General features: G+C 64.2%; 20 protein-coding genes. 10 read left to right on the forward strand and 10 right to left on the reverse strand.

Annotated features, from left to right (window positions below; translation table 11 throughout):
* The first annotated feature begins 5 nt into the window (after positions 1–5).
* Positions 6–941, forward strand: coding sequence for a prephenate/arogenate dehydrogenase family protein (locus NKJ04_RS13295; RefSeq protein ID WP_352675484.1), 936 nt, complete (start codon positions 6–8; stop codon positions 939–941).
* Between the two features lie 7 nt (positions 942–948).
* Here NKJ04_RS13295 and NKJ04_RS13300 read toward each other — a convergent pair whose 3' ends face one another.
* The gene (locus NKJ04_RS13300; protein WP_352675487.1) at positions 949–1,872 is read right to left on the reverse strand and encodes a sugar kinase; all 924 of its coding nucleotides are present in this window, start codon (positions 1,870–1,872) and stop codon (positions 949–951) included.
* Positions 1,873–1,879: 7 nt separating this feature from the next.
* Positions 1,880–2,878, reverse strand: a complete 999-nt coding sequence (locus NKJ04_RS13305; protein WP_352675490.1) for a DUF2125 domain-containing protein — start codon at positions 2,876–2,878, stop codon at positions 1,880–1,882.
* Between the two features lie 141 nt (positions 2,879–3,019).
* Here NKJ04_RS13305 and NKJ04_RS13310 point away from each other — a divergent pair, with 141 nt between their 5' ends.
* From NKJ04_RS13310 to NKJ04_RS13320, 3 genes are all read left to right on the forward strand, one after another.
* Positions 3,020–3,541, forward strand: a complete 522-nt coding sequence (locus NKJ04_RS13310) for a gamma-glutamylcyclotransferase (RefSeq protein ID WP_352675493.1) — start codon at positions 3,020–3,022, stop codon at positions 3,539–3,541.
* A 119-nt stretch (positions 3,542–3,660) separates the two neighbouring features.
* Complete coding sequence (locus tag NKJ04_RS13315) at positions 3,661–4,608, forward strand: aldo/keto reductase (protein WP_352675496.1); 948 nt, start codon at positions 3,661–3,663, stop codon at positions 4,606–4,608.
* A 90-nt stretch (positions 4,609–4,698) separates the two neighbouring features.
* Positions 4,699–5,325, forward strand: coding sequence for a LysE family translocator (locus tag NKJ04_RS13320; protein ID WP_352675499.1), 627 nt, complete (start codon positions 4,699–4,701; stop codon positions 5,323–5,325).
* Positions 5,326–5,350: 25 nt separating this feature from the next.
* Here the strand turns inward: NKJ04_RS13320 and NKJ04_RS13325 are convergent, their stop codons facing one another.
* Together NKJ04_RS13325 and NKJ04_RS13330 are read right to left on the reverse strand one after the other, a co-directional pair.
* A complete protein-coding gene (locus NKJ04_RS13325) occupies positions 5,351–6,151 on the reverse strand; it encodes a lysophospholipid acyltransferase family protein (RefSeq protein ID WP_352675502.1) in 801 nt (266 codons plus the stop codon).
* 120 nt (positions 6,152–6,271) lie between these two features.
* The gene (locus NKJ04_RS13330; RefSeq protein ID WP_352675504.1) at positions 6,272–7,174 is read right to left on the reverse strand and encodes a LysR family transcriptional regulator; all 903 of its coding nucleotides are present in this window, start codon (positions 7,172–7,174) and stop codon (positions 6,272–6,274) included.
* A 118-nt stretch (positions 7,175–7,292) separates the two neighbouring features.
* Here NKJ04_RS13330 and NKJ04_RS13335 point away from each other — a divergent pair, with 118 nt between their 5' ends.
* Both NKJ04_RS13335 and NKJ04_RS13340 read left to right on the forward strand, forming a co-directional pair.
* On the forward strand, positions 7,293–7,763 hold the full coding sequence (locus tag NKJ04_RS13335; RefSeq protein WP_352675507.1) for a nuclear transport factor 2 family protein: 471 nt from the start codon (positions 7,293–7,295) through the stop codon (positions 7,761–7,763).
* 24 nt (positions 7,764–7,787) lie between these two features.
* Positions 7,788–8,420, forward strand: coding sequence for a pyridoxamine 5'-phosphate oxidase family protein (locus NKJ04_RS13340; RefSeq protein ID WP_352675509.1), 633 nt, complete (start codon positions 7,788–7,790; stop codon positions 8,418–8,420).
* On the opposite strand, the gene NKJ04_RS13345 is transcribed toward NKJ04_RS13340, so the two are convergent.
* The 3 genes from NKJ04_RS13345 to ftsE all read right to left on the reverse strand — a co-directional run bounded on the left by NKJ04_RS13345 (position 8,421) and on the right by ftsE (position 10,927).
* The gene (locus NKJ04_RS13345) at positions 8,421–9,146 is read right to left on the reverse strand and encodes a YdcF family protein (RefSeq protein WP_128304658.1); all 726 of its coding nucleotides are present in this window, start codon (positions 9,144–9,146) and stop codon (positions 8,421–8,423) included.
* Positions 9,147–9,279: 133 nt separating this feature from the next.
* Positions 9,280–10,275, reverse strand: a complete 996-nt coding sequence (locus NKJ04_RS13350; protein ID WP_352441733.1) for a cell division protein FtsX — start codon at positions 10,273–10,275, stop codon at positions 9,280–9,282.
* Positions 10,268–10,927 (reverse strand): cell division ATP-binding protein FtsE, encoded by a 660-nt coding sequence (gene ftsE / locus NKJ04_RS13355; RefSeq protein ID WP_010911739.1) that lies wholly within the window; start codon positions 10,925–10,927, stop codon positions 10,268–10,270. Before ftsE ends, NKJ04_RS13350 begins: the two co-directional genes overlap by 8 nt.
* Positions 10,928–11,119: 192 nt before the next feature.
* Between ftsE and NKJ04_RS13360 the strand changes: the two genes are divergently transcribed.
* The 3 genes from NKJ04_RS13360 (at position 11,120) to NKJ04_RS13370 (ending at position 12,776) form a co-directional block, all read left to right on the forward strand.
* Complete coding sequence (locus NKJ04_RS13360) at positions 11,120–11,764, forward strand: hypothetical protein (protein ID WP_352675512.1); 645 nt, start codon at positions 11,120–11,122, stop codon at positions 11,762–11,764.
* Positions 11,765–11,787: 23 nt separating this feature from the next.
* Entirely contained in the window at positions 11,788–12,330 is a 543-nt protein-coding gene (gene hpt, locus NKJ04_RS13365) for a hypoxanthine phosphoribosyltransferase (RefSeq protein ID WP_292455534.1), read from the forward strand.
* A gap of 74 nt (positions 12,331–12,404) precedes the next feature.
* Positions 12,405–12,776 (forward strand): response regulator, encoded by a 372-nt coding sequence (locus NKJ04_RS13370; RefSeq protein WP_352675515.1) that lies wholly within the window; start codon positions 12,405–12,407, stop codon positions 12,774–12,776.
* On the opposite strand, the gene NKJ04_RS13375 is transcribed toward NKJ04_RS13370, so the two are convergent.
* Complete coding sequence (locus tag NKJ04_RS13375; protein ID WP_352675632.1) at positions 12,777–13,724, reverse strand: DMT family transporter; 948 nt, start codon at positions 13,722–13,724, stop codon at positions 12,777–12,779. It lies immediately after the preceding gene.
* 221 nt (positions 13,725–13,945) lie between these two features.
* Here NKJ04_RS13375 and NKJ04_RS13380 point away from each other — a divergent pair, with 221 nt between their 5' ends.
* The gene (locus tag NKJ04_RS13380; RefSeq protein WP_023811107.1) at positions 13,946–14,827 is read left to right on the forward strand and encodes a LysR family transcriptional regulator; all 882 of its coding nucleotides are present in this window, start codon (positions 13,946–13,948) and stop codon (positions 14,825–14,827) included.
* Here the strand turns inward: NKJ04_RS13380 and NKJ04_RS13385 are convergent.
* Positions 14,806–15,177, reverse strand: coding sequence for a glyoxalase superfamily protein (locus NKJ04_RS13385; protein WP_023811108.1), 372 nt, complete (start codon positions 15,175–15,177; stop codon positions 14,806–14,808). The genes NKJ04_RS13380 and NKJ04_RS13385 overlap by 22 nt on opposite strands.
* Before the next feature lie 112 nt (positions 15,178–15,289).
* Positions 15,290–17,878, reverse strand: coding sequence for a TIGR02302 family protein (locus NKJ04_RS13390; protein ID WP_352675518.1), 2,589 nt, complete (start codon positions 17,876–17,878; stop codon positions 15,290–15,292).
* Positions 17,879–17,916 lie beyond the last annotated feature (38 nt).

Here is a 17,916-nt window from a genome sequence, read left to right on the forward strand (position 1 = left end):
AGACCATGACATCACTGATGTTTGAAAAGATCGCGCTGGTCGGCATCGGCCTGATCGGCTCGTCGCTGGCCCGGGTCATCCGCCGCGAGGGGCTGGCCCGTCACGTGGCCATATCAACGCGCAGTGCGGCGACGCTGGCGCGAGCCGAGGAACTCGGGCTGGGCGATAGCTATACCACCGATGCGAGAGAAGCTGTCCGCGATGCCGACTTGGTCATCATTTCGGTGCCGGTCGGCTCATCCGGCGCGGTTGCCGAGGAAATCGCGCCGGCGCTGAAGCTGGGTGCGATCCTCACCGATGTTGGCTCGACCAAGGCGTCTGTCATCGCGCAGATGCAGCCTTATGTCCCTGAAGGCGTCCATTTCATTCCCGGCCACCCGCTGGCGGGCACGGAAAAATCCGGCCCCGACGCCGGCTTCGCCGACCTGTTCGACAATCGCTGGTGCATCTTCACGCCGCTGCCCGACACCGACCCGGACGCGCTGGAACGGCTGTCGGAATTCTGGCGCCGCTGCGGCGCCAACATCGACACCATGGATCCCCAGCATCATGACATGACGCTGGCCATCGTCTCGCATTTGCCGCACATCATCGCCTACAACATCGTCGGCACCGCCGATGATCTGCAGTCGGTGACCAAATCCGAAGTGATCAAATACTCGGCTTCGGGTTTTCGCGACTTCACCCGCCTTGCCGCCTCCGACCCGACCATGTGGCGGGATGTCTGCCTGCACAACAAGGACGCCATCCTCGAAATGCTGGCGCGGTTCTCGGAAGATCTGGCGTCGCTGCAACGCGCAATCCGCTGGGGCGACGGCGAAAAGCTCTTCGACCTGTTCACCCGCACCCGCGCCGTGCGCCGCTCGATCATCGAGGCCGGCCAGGACATCGACGTGCCCGATTTTGGCCGCCAGGCCGTCGAGCATCCCGCGAAGGGCTAAGTCTGTTTCAGGCAGGCCAGGTCGCGGCGACCATGGCCAGCGTCTCGGCCCTATCCGGCGCACCAAGCCTGCCGCCGAAGCGCAGGCATTTGAGCGCGGCGGCCGCACTGGCAAAGCGCAAAGCCTGCTCGACCGGCATGGCTTCCGCCAGTCCGACGGCGAAGGCGCCGTGAAAGACATCGCCGGCGGCCAGTGTGTCGACTGCCTTGATCTTCGGTGCCGCGACATGGCGCACGCAGCCTGCGCGACGGTCGTGCCACCAACTGCCCGCCGCGCCGCCTGTCACTGCGACAAAAGCGTCGGTGCGGCTGGCGAGATCGGCGCAAGCCGTTTCTGGATCGAGCGCCTGGCCGCAGACAATGCGCGCCGCCGGTTCCGAAGCGACGATGTGCGTGGCGAGCGGCAACAGCTGTTCCAGGATCTGCAACGGTGCGGTATCGGCATCGAGGATAGCCGGCCGGCCGATGGCGCGCGCCGCTCTCAGGGCAAGGGCTGCCGCACCTGGCCAGCGGACATCGACCAGCACGGCGTCGAATGCCGTGAGGTCGGCGACCGGCAAGGCTTCGGGATCGGCCTGGGCAAGCCCGTCATAGAACGGCACGATGATGCGCTCGCCATGCGCGTCGACCAGGATCGAGGCCAGCGCCGAGCGGGCGCCTCTGACGCGGCGCACAAAGGTGCAATCGACGCCTTCGGCCTCGATGCCGGCGATGAGCTGGTCTGCGACGGCATCGTCACCCGCGCTCGCCCACAGCGATACCTCGGCCCCCAGGCGATGCGCGGCGCAGGCAGCACTCGTGGCCATGCCCGAGGCGATCTGGACGCCGTCGGAGGCAATGAATTTGCCTTGATGCACGGGCAGCGTCTCGACGCGCAGGATGGTGTCCAGCGTCAAAGCGCCAACGCTCAGCAGCTTCACGGGTCTTGCCATCGCAGCGCTATTCCACCGGCTTGATCTTGCCCAGCGGAATGAAGCCGAGCGAGGCCTTGCCCCTGACCACCTTCAGCGGCATCGACGGTTCGTTGCCGAGCACCGCCAGGGCAGCAAAGCCCTGCTCGATCTGGCTTTTCTGCTCGGGTATGGCGGCGCCGAGAATGGCCGCCACCGCCTTCGGGTCCTTCAGCCTGATCATCAGATCGGCGTTGACCAGGCCCTCGGCATCGACCGAGAGCGGTCCCGAAACGGTGATGCGCGCCGTCCCCGACGATAAGTCAAGGTTGCGGATTTCGATCGCCTGGCCACGAAGGCTCTTCACCTGCGTGCCGATCAACGCGACGCCGTTCTTCAATGTCACGTCGCCACTGGCGTCGAGCGCCGGCAGCACGCGCCCGCCAATCGCGTCGGGGTCGATCTCGAGATCGCCGAAGCTGCCGAGATAGTCGATATCCGCCCCATTGGGCTGCAGTTGGCCGGCCGCCTTGCCGGCGCTGAACAATTGCACCGGATCGGTGTCGTCGGCCGGATCGGTCTGGCCAGAAAGACCCTCCGCCTGCAGCGAAATCCGCTGCGGCAGCGGCCACCACAATTTGAAATTGGCCTGCAGATTGTCCCAGTCGATCCACAGCGGCACCATGTCCGGAACGGAGGTCCTGAGCGGGCCGCGCAGATTGGCAACCGGCGACAGAGGCTGGATGATCTGGGCGGCTGCGTTGAAACTGCCGGCTGAGGCCGCAATGTTCTTGACATCGTCCTCATAGGCGAGGTTGTCGCAGGAGACGGTAAAGCTCAGGGGATAGCCGCTGACCTGGAGATTGGCGCAGCCGGCCTCGACGCCATTCTTGTTGAGCGTGGCAACCGCCTTGTCGGCCTCGCTCCTGACGCGGTCAGCCAGATAGAACCAGCCGCCGCTGTAGAGGGCGAACAGCACGACGATGAATGCTGCAAGCCAGACCAGGCGGCGACGTTTGTTCGGCTGGCGTTCGTCACTTGACGTCATGCTTTGGCTCTCGTTAACGCATGGGTGTTGCGGACGGGTAGTCGATTCCGCCAGGTAGACAGACGATAGTTAGACGGGACGGGCGGAAAAAACACCGGTCCGGGTGCGGTGTTGGCATCTTTTGCAATCAGGCGCGGCGATATGGGCGATTTTTGGGTGTTTGGCTATGGCTCGCTGATCTGGCGGCCGGGATTCGCGCATGTCGAAACACAGCGTGCCCGCCTGCATGGCTACCGGCGCTCGCTCTGCGTCTATTCCTTCGTGCATCGCGGCACGCGCGAGCGGCCGGGGCTGGTGCTCGGCCTCGACCGCGGCGGGTCCTGCGTCGGCCTCGCATTCCGCGTCCCCGGCGACTTGCGCGACGAGGTCATCACCTATCTGCGCGAGCGCGAACTGGTCACCAATGTCTATCTCGAGCGCATGCTCAAGGTTCGCCTCGACGGCGGCGGTACGGTCGACGCAGTGGTCTACATCGTCGACCGCCAGCACGAGCAATATGCCGGAGCGCTTGACGCTGCGGATGCGGCGGCCGTGGTGCGCGGCGCGGTCGGCCAGTCTGGCAACAACGAGGACTATGTGCTGAGCACGCTTGAGCATCTCGAGGCGTTGGGCATCCGCGACCACTGGCTGGAGGATGTCGCCAGCCAGGTCGCGCCTTTGTGAAGCTGCCTCTGCGGAAAATGGCGGCCAGGCCTTTGACCTCGTTCAGGCAAGACCTAGGTTAGGCTCCGACCCTCAGCCCGCGGCGCCATTTGCCCGCCCAATCATCCCGGAGATCCGCCTTGCAGAAACGTCGTCTCGGTCGCACCGACCTGTCCATCGCGCCGCTGGTTCTGGGCGGCAACGTCTTCGGCTGGACCGCCGACGAGAAAACCTCGTTCGACCTGCTCGACCGCTTCGTCGGCGCCGGCCTCAACGCCATCGATACGGCGGATGCCTATTCGCGCTGGGTTCCCGGCCACAAAGGCGGTGAATCGGAAACCATCATCGGCAAATGGATGAAAGACCGTGGCAATCGCGACAAGGTCGTGGTGATCACCAAGGTCGGTTCGGATATGGGGCAGGGACACAAGGATCTGTCCGCCGCATACATCGAAAAGGCCGTCGACGCATCGCTGAAGCGGCTGCAGACCGAGTTTATCGATCTCTATCTGTCGCATTGGCCGGACCCTGCAACGCCCTATGAAGAAACGCTTGGCGCCTACGAGAAGCTGCTCGCCAAGGGCAAAATCCGCTATGCCGGCTGTTCGAATCTCGACGCCGGCCAGTTGCGTGCCGCACTCGATGTGGCGAGCTTGCGCAGCCTGCCGCGCTACGAGGTGCTGCAGCCGGAATACAATCTTTACGATCGCTCGTCCTTCGATGGGCCGTTGCGCGATCTATGCGTGGCCGAGGACATCGGCGTCATCACCTATTTCAGCCTGGCCAAGGGTTTCCTCAGCGGCAAATACCGCAGCGAAGCCGATCTCGGTCAAAGCCCGCGTGGCGGCGGGGTGAAGGACTATCTCAATGAGCGCGGCATGCGCATCCTTGCGGCACTCGACGCGGTTTCATCAAGGCATTCGGCCAAGCAGGCGGAAGTGGCGCTTGCCTGGGTTATCGCTCGGCCAGGCGTCACCGCGCCGATCGCCAGCGCCACCAAGCCTGAACAGATGGACAGCCTGATCAGGGCGGCGTCGCTGAAACTGACCGCCGCCGACATGACCGAACTCGACAAGGCGAGCGGCTGAAGCTCAGTCGCGACGCCTCGCACGAACGTCCAAGACGCCCCTCTGGTCCTGCCATACCGTCTCTTCGCGCAAGGCAGGACAGAGGAGAAAATGGCTGAGCCGCTTCTTTCGCAGCCGGATTTTTGGGGACAACTTCTCGCGCTGATGCTTGCCGCCCTGGTGATCATGGGCAGCCCGGGACCGGCGACGATAAGCGTTACCGCCGTCGGCGCTGCCTTCGGTTTGCGCCGCTCGCTGGGTTATGCCTGGGGAATCATACTGGGCACGATGGCCGTGCTTCTGGTTGTCGCGACCGGGGTCGTGGCGGTGCTCACCGCGATGCCGAGGCTGGCGCCGTTGCTGGCTTTCGCCTCCGCGGCCTATATCCTCTATCTCGCCTTCAAGATCGCCACGGCGCCGCCCATGGCAGCACGCGGCGCCGAGGCTTCGTGTCCAACATGGCTGGCTGGATTCCTTCTCGCGGTCGTCAATACAAAGGCCTATGTGGCGATCGCCGCCGTGTTCGCCGGTGCTTCGTCCAAACAGGGCGCCACTGAGCTTGGTCCATGGCTGAAGCTGACGGCTCTCGCCATGATGATCGTTGCCATCCATGCTCTGTGGCTTGTCGTGGGAGCATCGTTCGCGCGCTTCCTGCGCCGGCCGGCGGCCTCGCGGATCATCAATCTGGTCTTTGCCGCGACGCTGGTGTTGACCACCGCGCTGGCAATGTTCGGCTGAGAACTGCCGGCCGGAGACTTCCGGTTCAGGCTTTGGTTCTTTCCGCCGCGTCCAGCTCTTGCAGCCTTTTCACCGCTGTCGGAGGCAAGGCAGGCGGGTTCGGACCGCGCGCCACATCAATCAGGAATTGGTCGCAGGCAGCCTCGGTCTCGCCGATCAGGCGGGCCATGAATTCGTCCTTGCTCAGTCCCGGTGGGATCGGCGGCAGGAAACGCGCCTTGATGGTGCCGGGATAGCGCAGGAATTTCCGCCGCGGCCAATAAAGGCCGGCGACATGGGCAACCGGCACCACCGGAACGCCAAGCTGTGCATAGATTTCGACGATGCCGTATTTATAGGCCGGCTCGTCGCCCGGCGCGCGTCTTGTCCCTTCGGGGTAGATGATGAGCTGGCGAGGGTTGCGCGCCATCTCCTCCTTGGTCGCGGCGACCACGGCCTTCAGCGCTTTCGAACGGCTGCCGCGATGAACCGGGATCATGCGCATCTTCATGATGTACCAGCCGAAGAACGGGATCCAGGTCAGCTCGCGCTTCAGGATGTAGAGCGGGTCGTGAAGGAAGGGGAAGAAGGCGATCGCGTCCCAGAACGACTGGTGCTTTGGTGCCAGGATGAAGGAGCCTTCGGGCAGGTTTTCCCGGCCGGTGATCTCGTTCTTCGTTCCGGCGATCTTGTCATAGAGCCACATCGAGGTGCGCGACCAGAATTTCGGCACGAACCAGGCGCGGTGACGGGGCGACAGGAAATAGTAGGGGGTCCAGAGGATCATCTGGACGATCAGGTTGACGTAAAAGACGAAATTGAACGTCAGCGATCTGATGTAGAGCATTGGGGGAGCCCGGTGAGGAGGTGAGCGTTGGTTACACCAAGCGCGGGAAAAAAGGAAATGGCCGCAGGGCGCTTGGTTGGCAACGAAGAACGGTCGCCAATGGGGATTGGCCTGGTTCCGCTACATCAGCCGCGCCAGCCGCTCCTTCAGGCGCGGGGCGGCAAAATCGAGGAATGCGCGCAGCTTGACCGGCAGCAGGCCGTGGCCCGCATGCACCAGGCTTACCGGCCATGGCGCCGGCTCGAATTCCTGCAGCAGGATGCGCAGCGTGCCGGAGCGCAGCGCGGCCTCGATCTGGTAGGAAAGCACACGGGTCAGCCCGACGCCGGCAATCGCGGCATCGATGGCCGCTTCGGCGGTGTTGACCTGAAGCCGCGAGCGGACCCGAACCGGGATTTCGGCCCTGCCCTTGATGAAGCTCCAACTGGCGGCGGAGGCAAGTCCCTCGAAAGTGATGCAATCGTGTGTTTCCAGATCCTCCGGGGTCGTTGGCGTGCCGTGTTCGGCCAGATAGGCCGGGCTGGCGCAAACGACGCGACGGATAGCGCCGACGCCGATGGCGACCAGGCTCGAATCGGGTAACTGGCCGATGCGGATGGCGAGATCGAAATGGTCCTCGACCAGCTGGGTTATGCGGTCGGCCAATGTCAGGCGGATGTCGACGTCGGGATAGGCGGCGAGAAAGCCGGTGACGATCGGCAGCACATGCAGGCGGCCAAAGACGACCGGCGCGGTGATGGCCAGTTCGCCGGTCGGAGCGCTGTATTCGCCGGCTGCCGTGCGTTCGGCCTCGCCGACGTCGTCGAGGATGCGGCGGCAGGCGGCAAGGTAGGCCTGGCCGGCATCGGTCGGCGTCAACCGACGCGTCGAGCGGTTCAGGAGGCGCGTGTTCAGATGGCGCTCGAGATCGGAAATCTTGCGGCTGACCGTCGCCAGGGGAATGCCGAAACGGCGGCTGGCCGCGGAAAGGCTGCCGGCCTCCACGGCAGCGACAAAGAGCGACATGGCTTCGAGACGATCCATAGCTTCTTCCGGAAAATGGAAGGACGGGTTACGAATATGGCATCTGCATTTGAATGATGGAAGGCTCTATATTGGGTATGTCGGCCTGCCTGCAGCATGGCCTCGCAAAGGAGTTGCCATGTCCGAGGCCCGTCCGCCGCTGCCGCCGTTTACCGCCGCGACATCAGCACAGAAGGCGCGCATGGCCGAGGATGCCTGGAATTCACGCGATCCAGCGCGGGTCGCGCTCGCCTATACGAAGGACAGCCGCTGGCGCAACCGCGCCGAATTCCTGCAAGGCCGCGACGCCATCCAGGACTTCCTGACGCGCAAATGGAGTCGCGAGCTCGACTACCGGCTGATCAAGGAGGTCTGGGCCTTCCACGGCAACCGCATCGCCGTGCGTTTCGCTTACGAATGGCGCGATGACAGCGATTCATGGTTCCGCAGCTACGGCAACGAGAACTGGGAATTCGACGAACACGGACTGATGCGCCTGCGCATCGCCAGCATCAACGACCTGCCGATCGGCGAGGCCGATCGTAAGTATCACTGGCCGCTCGGCCGGCGTCCGGACGACCACCCGACACTGTCGGAACTCGGGCTTTAGCATCTTGCCGCCAGGAGGCTTTCGATGAACGCGCATGCTTTCACCAGCGACGTCGCCTTCACGCCGACCGTCAAGGCGATCCAGGCCCGCAAGGGCTCACGTCAGTCCTATGCCCGCGTCGAGGAGCGTGGCGGCTGGCAGGCCGGCATCACCCCGGACCTTGCCGCCTTCGTCGAGATGCAGACCAGCGTTTTCCTGTCGACGGCCAATGGCGATGGCCAGCCCTACATCCAGCATCGCGGCGGGCCCGTCGGCTTCCTCAAGGTGCTGGATGAACACACGATCGGCTTCGCGGATTTTGCCGGCAACCGGCAGTTCATCACGCAGGGCAATCTGGCCGACAATCCAAGGGCGTTCCTGTTCCTGATCGACTATATGCACCGCCAGCGCATCAAGATCTGGGGCACGGCGCGGGTCGTCGAGAGTGACGCCGAGTTGATGGCGAAACTGATGCCGCAAGACTACAAGGCGCGCCCCGAGCAGGTCATCCTGTTCACGGTCTCGGCCTGGGATGCCAATTGCCCGCAGCATATCCCGCAACGGTTCGAGGCGGCCGACGTGGCGGCGGCACTCGAAGAGCGGGACAAGCGTATCGAACGCCTTGAGCAGGAGATCGCACGGCTCAGGGGAAATTCGGGCGCGGCCGCAGGGGAATAATCAGCCGCCGGCCGCGGTTTCGGCCAGTGCGATGCCGTTAGGCGTCGGCTTGACCGGCACGATGCCGCGCGCCAGCGCCAGCAGATATTTGTTGTATTCGGTGAACAGCACGCGCAATGCCCGCGGCTTGGTCAGCCAGCCGCCATTGTCGAGGTTGGAATTGACCACCGGATAGGGCTCGAGCTTGGCGCCATGCAGCAGCCTGCCCATTTCCAGCAGGCTGCGGGGCATGTGATAATTGTTGGTGACGAGGATCACCGTGCCATAGGCGTGGCTCTCGACCCATTTGGCGCTTTCCTCCGCATTGCCGATCGTATCGAGCGCGGCGCGGTCGATGTCGACGCAACAGGAAAACAGCTTCTTGTCGCCGCCGGTCGCTGCCTGCAGCTGGCGACGGCTGGCCGAAGGGTGCACGCCGCTGATCAGCAGCCGTTCGCCCTTGCCGGACGCCAGCAGATCCATCGCCGCATCGAGGCGGGACTGGCCGCCGGTCAAGACAATGATCGCGTCCGCCCTGGCCGGATTGGCGGGCGTCGTCAGATGGCTTACCTTGTTGGCGAACCAGCCGAAACCGCCGGCAAACAACGTAGCGAGGATGAGCAGAGACAGAGCCGAGAGGCGCAACGCGGCTCTTAGACGGCTCACAGCGCGGCGGTCATGCGAACGGGCAACCACCACTGGCATCTGCCCAGCCGTACCGGTCGAATCCCGCGCGTCCATCGCCATATGGTTAATCCTGAAATGCGGCTTTGGGTAGGTAAAAGACGCACTTTGCGTTACGTGAATTCTCCATCCGTGATCACCCTGTTTTATCCATGGCGTTGTCCCAAAACCGGTTCCCACTTTTGGGCGACATGAATTAGCCTGCATCCGGTTGGCGGACATCGATGTCGCTGAGATAGGCAACCACGGTGGCGTGGGACGTGGCAGCCGTCAGTCCGCCGATCACCAGCACCATCAACACGACACCGAGATAGCCTGCCGAACCGATGGCGAAATTGCCGAACAGGGCGGTCGCCTGGTCGGCCTGCGGCGTCGCCATATTGCGCGACGACCACCAGGAAAAGACGATGAACACGAGCACTGCGGCGGCACCGCCAGCCGCTGCTCCCTTCATGCCGGTGACCAGGAAATGCCGGCGGAATTCGCGCGCGATGAAGCGTGCCTCGGCGCCGACGAAATGCAGCACCTCGATGATGTGACCGTTGCCGGCCATGGCTCCGCGCGTCGCGAACACCACGGTCAGCACGGTCGCCGACAGCATCAGCGCCAGCACGGCAATGCCGATGGTCACCGTCGTGCGGGCCATCGCCACCAGCCGGTCAACCCAGGTGCGGTGATCGTCTAGCGATGCGCTCGGCAGTTTCGGCGTGATCGCGGCGCGCATGGCGGCGAAATCGGGCGGGCTGTTCTCGTCGATGGTGACGATGATCAGTCGCGGCACCGGCAATTCGTCGATGTTGAGGCCCGAGCCCAGCCAGGGCTCCAGGAGCCTCGCGGTCGCCTCGCGGTCGATGATCCGGGTCCCCTTCACGCCGGGAAATTCGCCGGCGATCTGCGAGGCCTGGGTCAGGGCCGCCTCCATGTCGAGGCCGTCGACCGGCTTGATCTGGATCGTTGCCTCGCGTGAAATCTGGTTCTCCCAGACGGACGCCGTGTCGCGCACCAGCGTCACCGCGCCGAAAGTCAGGCAGGACAGGAAGGTCATGATGGCGATAACCAGTACCAGTGCCCGGCCGGCGATGTTCTGCGCCGGCACGATCGGCGCCATCCTGCGCTGGGCGCGCGGCTTTGCCTCGGTCGCCTCGGCGTCCTGCTCCCGTTCCACAAAATGTTCGGCGGACAGTTCAGTCATAGATGTCCAGCCTTCCGCCGGCCAGGATCATGCGGCGCGCGTCGACCTGTTCCATCAGGCCAAGGTCGTGGGTGGCGATCACCACCGCGGTGCCGAGGCGGTTGAGCTCGATAAACAGCCGCAGCAGCCGTCGCGCCAGAGGCGGATCGACATTGCCGGTCGGTTCGTCGGCGAGCAGGATTTCCGGCTGCTCGATCAGCGCCCGCGCGATCGCCGCGCGCTGCTTCTCGCCGCCGGACAGAACCGGCGGCAGCACATGCATGCGTTCGCCCAGCCCGACCCACTTCAACAACTCGGTGACATCGGTGCGGTAGCTCGCCTCCTCGCGCCCGCGCACGCGCAGCGGCAGCGCGACGTTCTCGTAGGTGGTCATGTGGTCGAGCAGGCGAAAATCCTGGAAGACCACGCCGATGCGGCGGCGCAGATGCGGCAATTCGGTGCGCGAGATGCGCGAACGGTCCTTGCCAAAGATGGTGATCAGCCCGCGCGTCGGCTTCAGCGACATGAACAGCAAGCGCAGCAAGGTCGTCTTGCCGGCGCCCGAAGGCCCGCTGAGGAACTGGAAGGAGCGCTCCGGGATGTGCAGGGAGATGTCGCGGAGGATTTCCGGACCCATGCCATAGCGGAGGCCGACATTTTCGAAACGAATCAATTTCGACGACCTGAATTTCGGCACGGCGGCGAGCCGGCCTGTTCTGGGTAAAGACCATCGGCCGGCATGGTTAACCGGCGGTTAATTTCTGGGCTCTTTCGGCTCGTCACGAGGGCTCCGGTGGGGAAGCGTTAACCATTTGTGTTTACGCAAAAGAAACGAAAAGCGAACACGTGCTGCAATGCTGGGGCCATGATGGCTGACGATCGAACCGCGCGCCCGGTTTCCGGCGAAATCATGACCGATCCGGCGGCAATTGCCGCAGCGGACAGGTTCATGCGTGGTTCGGCCGGCGACATCGTCGATGCCGACTACGTGGTGATGCCGCGCCTTGCGCCTGCGGTGGAAAGCGTTTCGCCGCTGCCGCGCGCGATCGTCACGCCGCCCATCGAAGGCATGGACATGCTGCGCAAGCCCGAAGCCTCACCGGAGCGGCTACCGGCCTCGCGCGGCGGGCCGATCTTCTGGGTCGCTGGTATCGGCGCTGCCTTGGCCGCGTTCTGGGTCTCCGGTGGGCACGCGCTGGTGCGCCAGGCGCCGTTCCTGTCCAGCGCGCAGGCGTCGGCGCTCAGCATTTCGGGCGTCACGTCACGCGTCGACGCTACCGGGCCGAACGCCGCACTGTTCGTCGATGGCGAGGCCGTCAATGATGGTGCGAAACCGACGCAGCTGCCGCTGCTTGAAATCCGGGTGACCGGCAATGACGGGCAGACCACCCGCTATACGTTGGGGACATCCGGCCGTTCGCTGGCGTCGGGCGAAAGATTCGGCTTTGCCAGCAGGCTCGACGTGCCTAGAAACGGTGTGAAGACCGTGTCGGTCACTTTCGCCGAATAGGCGATCACCGGGGAAGACCATCAATGCCCATCGTACGCGGCAAGGACATCGAGGTTCTGTTTTCGGCATCGGCGATCGCGCGGCGCAATCTCGAGCTCGCCAAGGAGATTGCCGGACACGATTATCACGATCTGCTGGTGATCTCGGTGCTGAAGGGCTCGTTCATCTTCGCCGCGGATCTCATCCGGGCCATGCACGATGTCGGCCTGTCGCCGGAGGTCGAATTCATCTTCATCTCCAGCTACGGCGCCGGCACCAGCAGCGGCGAGGTGAGAGTGCTGCGCGACATCGACAATGAGGTCGCCGGCCGCGACGTGCTGCTGATCGACGACATTCTCGAATCGGGCAAGACGCTGAGCTTTACCCGCGAGCTGATGTTGTCGCGGGGCGCCAAGAGCTGTTCGATCGCCGTGCTGCTCGACAAGCGCATGCGCCGCCAGACCGAGCTCAATGCCGATTATGTCGGCTTCGACTGCCCCGACTATTTCGTCGTCGGCTACGGCATGGACGTTGCGCACGCTTTTCGCGAGTTACCGTTTGTCGGTGTCGTCAAAGGGGATATCTGAGCGGCAACAAAAAGGTTTGCTGACGCTGCGCGCTTTCAGGAAAAGTCAACTTTTCGCGGCCAAATATGCCGGCCATGGCAAAGCTTCTGATCGTCGAGGACGATGAGTCCGTCCGCACCCTGGCCGCCCGCGCGCTTGAACGCGCCGGGCACACAATCGATATCGCGGCGGACGGCGCGCAGGGGCTTGCGCTGATCCAGGCGGCGCGTGGCGGCTACGATCTGGTCGTCTCCGATATCCGCATGCCGGAGATGGACGGCATCGAGATGGCGATCGCGGCGGCAGCATTGTTTCCGGCGATGAAGATCGTGCTGATGACCGGCTATGCCGACCAGCGCGAGCGCGCCGAGGAGTTGAACGGCATCATCCTCGATGTCGTGCAGAAGCCCTTCACGCTGGCCGAAATCCGCTCGCGCGTCGAACGGGCGCTGATCTGCTTCGCCTGATCAGGCTGGATCGGTGGCAGCGAGCACGGGTGGGGGGCTTTTACGCCGTTCGGTGTTGAGCGCCAGCAGGCCGGCGCCGATGATCAAGGCGGCACCGATTACGGTCGTCGACCGCGGCACCTCGGCGAAGAACAGGAAACCCCACAGCGGCGACCACAGGATGCCGGTGTATTCGAAAGTGGCAACGCGGTTGGCCTGCGCCATCCGGTAGGCCTGCGACAGCAGGATCATGCCGGCGGAGGCGACGAAACCGCAGGCCGCCATCTTGAGAAAATCGGGCAGCGTCGGCCACAGCCAGGGCCGTACCAGGAATTCCAGGCTCGGGTGGACGGCGTGGGTGATGCCGGCCAGGTGAAATGCCCCGGCAACCACGGCGGCGCCGACCAGATAGGCGCCGTTCTGATAGAAGGCCATGACGGTGGACGATTCAGTATCGCCGATCTTGCGGGCCATCAGCTGCGAAAAACCATAGAGCGCCGCCGAGCCCAGCGACAGCAGCGCTGCCCAGTCGAACAGCCCTGCGCCGGGACGCAGCATCACGAGGACGCCGAACAAGCCGATCAGCACGGTTGCCAGTGTCTGCCAGGAGACGCGCTCGCCAAGGTACGGCCCGGCCAGCACCATGATGAACAGCGGCGCCATGAAATAGAGCGCCACCGCATCGGCAAGCGGCAAGGCGGCGATGGCCAGGTAGTACATCGTATAGGAGGTGAACTGGATGAAGGCGCGCACCGTCAGCATGCCGAATCGCTTCGACAGGATCGCCTGCAGGCCGACATCGGCATGGACCAGAACGATCAGGATCGGCAGGGCGACGATCGAGCGGATCGCCATCACCTCGGTCACAGGATAACCGCTCGACACGGCTTTGACGAGCGGATCCTGCAGCGAAAAGATCAGCACGCCGAGGCACAGGCTCAGGATGCCGCCCACCATCCGATTCTGCATCTGCATCCAGGCTCCTGCGCGTACGGTCCGAAGCTGTCGCTTGCGGGTAAAAAGAACCCGCCACCGTTTCGGGCAGCGGGCACGAGTGAGGACTCTTGATTGGTCCGCGGCTGATTTCGCAGCCGCATATCCAATGGGTGAGGCCACTATCGTCCGCCGTTTGACATGTTGCAAACGAATTGGAATGATGCCAGCAATCAAATTCTCTTATGGCGGGTTTCATGCGGCCGACCCTCGACAGCGACCTCCTGCGCACCTTCGTGGCGATTGCCGAGACCGGCAATTTCACCAAGGCGGCGGAGCAGGCCGGCCGCACCCAATCCGCGGTGTCGATGCAGATGAAGAAGCTCGAAGAGCTGATCGGCGCCAGCCTGTTCGAGCGCGGTTCGCGCGGCGTCGCGTTGACGCGGCGCGGCGGCGAACTCATCGTCAACGCCCGCCGCATTGTCTCGCTGCTCGACGAGACGTCGGCATCGATGGCGGCAGCGCCGCTTGGCGGTCCGGTTCGCATCGGCATTCCGGAGGAATATGGCCACGCCATCCTGTCGCGCGCTCTCGGCGCTTTTTCGAAGCGTCATACGCAGGTCGAGGTCACCGTGCGCTATGCCCATTCCGGGGCGCAGATGGCGGCGCTCGCTGCCGGCGAGCTCGATCTGTGCGTGGTGTTCGAATGGCAGGATCCTGCCGGCGGCGAAGTGCTTATGCAGGACCCGACCGTGTGGGTGACGTCGACCCTGCACCATATGCATGAGGAACAGCCGGTGCCGATCGCGCTCTACAACCGGGCCGGCTGGTGCAAGGACTTTGCCATCAAATCACTGGAGCAGCGCGATCTTGCCTATCGTGTCGCCTATACCAGCGACACCACCGGCGGCCTCAAGCTCGCCGTCACCTCCGGACTGGCGATCGCGCCGATTTCGCGCAGCAACATTCCGGACGGCTGTCGTGAACTGACCACGGCAGACGGATTCGGCGCCATCGATTCCTCGAACGTGGTGATGCACCGCAACCCGAATGCGTCAGGCGAGGCGATCGACGGCATGCAGGATGCTATCCGCGAAGCCTTCGTCAACAGGCTCAGTCAGCCGGCGGCATCCTCGTAGAAATGCAGCCTGTTGCCGAACGGATCGGCGACCGATATCTCGCGGGTCTTCCAAGGCGTCTCTTCCACGCCTGGCCGGGCGAAGCGGTAGTTTTTGCCGATCAGTTCGCCATGAAGAGCCGTGATGTCCTCGACCTCGATGCGCAGGGCGATGCCGGGTGCACCGTCGCCATGATGTTCGCTGAGATGCAGAACGCAGCCGTCGCGGCCGACCGCCATGTAAAGCGGCGCGTCGTCCGCGAAGCGATGTTCCCACTGCACCTCGAAGCCGAGGAAGCCGACATAGAATTCACGCGCCTTGGCAATGTCGAAGATGCGCAGGATGGGTGTGACGGCGCCAAGTCTGGGCATGGTGGTGCAACCGTGCGAGAGGATTTTTCAGGTGGGACGGACGCGGGCGGCAATCCTATGTTTTTTCGCAATTCCGGACGGAAAACCGCTTCACACTTTTCCTGGAATTGCTCTATTTCAGCTCGAGCAGCCGTTCCAGATAGCTGCGTTCGATATCAGGGCTGAGCGCATTGCCGAGCCGCTTGCGGATCGCTTCCAGTATCTGGCGGGCACGCTGCACGTCGATCTCGTCGGGCACCTTCACCGAATCGCCGAAGTCGGGACCCGTGCTGGCGCGTGGCCGGCCGAGCGGATCACGATCGGCGTTCTGCTGGCGGCCGCCTTCCTCGCCGCCGCCCTGGTCGCCTTGCATGGCCTGCATCTGCTTCATCATGTCCTTGGCGCCCTTGCGCAGCGCTTCCAGCGCCCGGCCCTGATGACCGACGGCCGCATCGCCTTCGCCCTCGCCGAGTGCCTGTTCGGCATTGCCCATGGACTTGCCGGCCTCGCCAAATCCTTCATTGGGCTCCATACCCATGCCTTCGAGGCCCTTCTTCAGCTGCTCGAGGTCGCTTTGCAACTGGCCCTGGCCCTGCTGCAGCTGTTTCAGCGCATCGGCGAATTCCTGGGGCGTCATCGGCTTTTGCCGGCCGAGCGGATCGCGGTCTTCGCCGACGCCGGGTCTGTCCTCATCCTGGCCGCCTTCGCCGAGCTGCTCGTCACGGTTCTGCCCGCGCTGGCGCTCGCCGCGCTGCATCTGATCCATGCGGAAGGTGTCGTTCATCATCTCCTGCTGACGTCGCAGGATCTCGCCCAGCTTGTCCATCTGTTGGCGCATCTCGCTGTCCTGCTGGCCGCCTTGCTGCTGACGGCCGGCTTGCAGATTGTTCATCATGTCCTGCAGTTGCGACAGCAGTTGCTGGGCCTTGTCGCGATCACCGGACTTGGCCAGGTTTTCGATCTGGTCCATCATGCGATCGATGTCGCTCTGGCGCAGTTCCTGGCCGTTCTGCTGCATCTGCGGGGCGTTGGGATTCTGCTTGGCGCGCTCCGCGAATTCCTGCAGGAACTGGTTCATCGCCTCGCGCAGTTCCTTCATCGCCTTTTCGATTTCAGCGTCGCTTGCGCCATTCTTGATGGCGTCCTGCAGCGCCTGTTGCGCCTGGCGCAGCCGCTTTTCGGCGGCCGAAAGATTGCCTTCCTCGATGCCGAGCGCGATTTCCCAGAGATAGGAGACCTCGCTGCGCAATTGATCGTCGCTCTCGGCCATCTTCAGCCGGGTGCGGGCACTCATGATGGCGAGGTAGTGGGACATATTGTCGAACGTGTCTTCCGGCCGCAGCGTGATGGCGTCCATCAGGTCGAGCACGCGCGGCTTGGCGTTGGCGTCGAGCGCCAGCAGGCGGCGCTGTTCGATCACGGCGCGTGCCAGCGGATTGGCGAAAGGCCGCTCCGGCATCAGCAGCGTCTTGGTTTGGCTCAATGCGGTGTGCCCGGCATCGTCGGTGGCGACTAGCGTCAGCTTGATGCTGCTGCCGGCCCAGACATGCTCGGTCAGGTCCTTGGAGGTCCTGGCGGCGTTCGACTTGCCGCCGCGGCGCGGCAGCGTCAGCGGCATTTCAGGTGCACCGTACAGCGGACGCGCATTCGGCGCCTGCGGATCGGCGAGCGCGAACACCGCCTTGGCGGTGGCGGCGCCATAGTCGTCGTCGATTTGGTAGTTTAGCTCGAAGGCGCCGTTGGCGGCGCGCTTGGGCTCGCCGACGAAGCGGATCTGCGGCGGCTTGTCCGATACGACCGCGAAGGCCCAGCGGCCGAGCTGGTCCTCGCCCGACGTCAGCGTCAGCGTGCCGTCGCCGGTCAGCTTGCTGGTGAACTGGCGCACCTTGGACGGCGGCGCCGGGCTTGCAGCCGGCTTGGCGGCGGCCTGCGGCGCAGCGGGGTCGATGACGCGGGCGTTGCCATTCTTGTCGGCATAGCCGAGCGTTTCCTCACCCGAGCCGCCCGTCACGCGCAGCGAAACGTCACTGCCTTCGGGAACCGTAAAGGTCGGGATCGCCTGGTTTGCATCGGCGGTCAGGAAGATCGGCGGCTTGCCGGTATAGGCCGGTGGCGTCACCCATGCATCGATGCGCGGAGGCACGATATCGCGCGTCCCATGGGCATTGAAGCCGTCGCTGATCCTGCCGCCCGTCGGTCCGAAGGAGAAGGCGAAGGCGGTAACGAGCAAAAGGGCCGCCACCGCGCGCAGCCCCCAGGGGTCGCGCTCCGGCACGCGCGTGCGCGGCAGGTCGGCGCCAAGGTTGTCGAGCTTTCCGGCCATGCGCTTCTGGTGTTCACGCCACAACGCCTGCGAGAAGCTGCTTTCCCTGCCGCTGGGCCGGTCGGTCTGCACCAGCACCGGGCTGTGCAACAATTGATTGGCGGCCTCGATGCGGCGGTCGATTTCGCCGGCGCCCGGCAGGCGGAAGAAGCGCAGCGGATAGAGCGCGGCCAGTGCCGCTATGGCAAAAGCAGCGACGAGGCCGATGCGCGCCATATCCGGCAGCCGGGAGAACAGCCCGAGCCAGGAGATGCTGAGGAACAGGCTGGCGACGATGACGAGCGGAAGCAGCAACGGCCAGCCGCGCTCGACCATCATCGAGACCCGCGTCGCCAGCCGGCTCACGGCCAGCCGCCCGGCGAGGCCGCGATTGCTGCTGAAGGTGGGTCGTTGCGTCATCGGCCCTTCCTTGAGCCTATCCCGGAAACCGGGATGCG

It is taken from the genome of Mesorhizobium sp. M0618 (assembly GCF_040320765.1).
Taxonomy (GTDB): Bacteria; Pseudomonadota; Alphaproteobacteria; order Rhizobiales; family Rhizobiaceae; genus Mesorhizobium.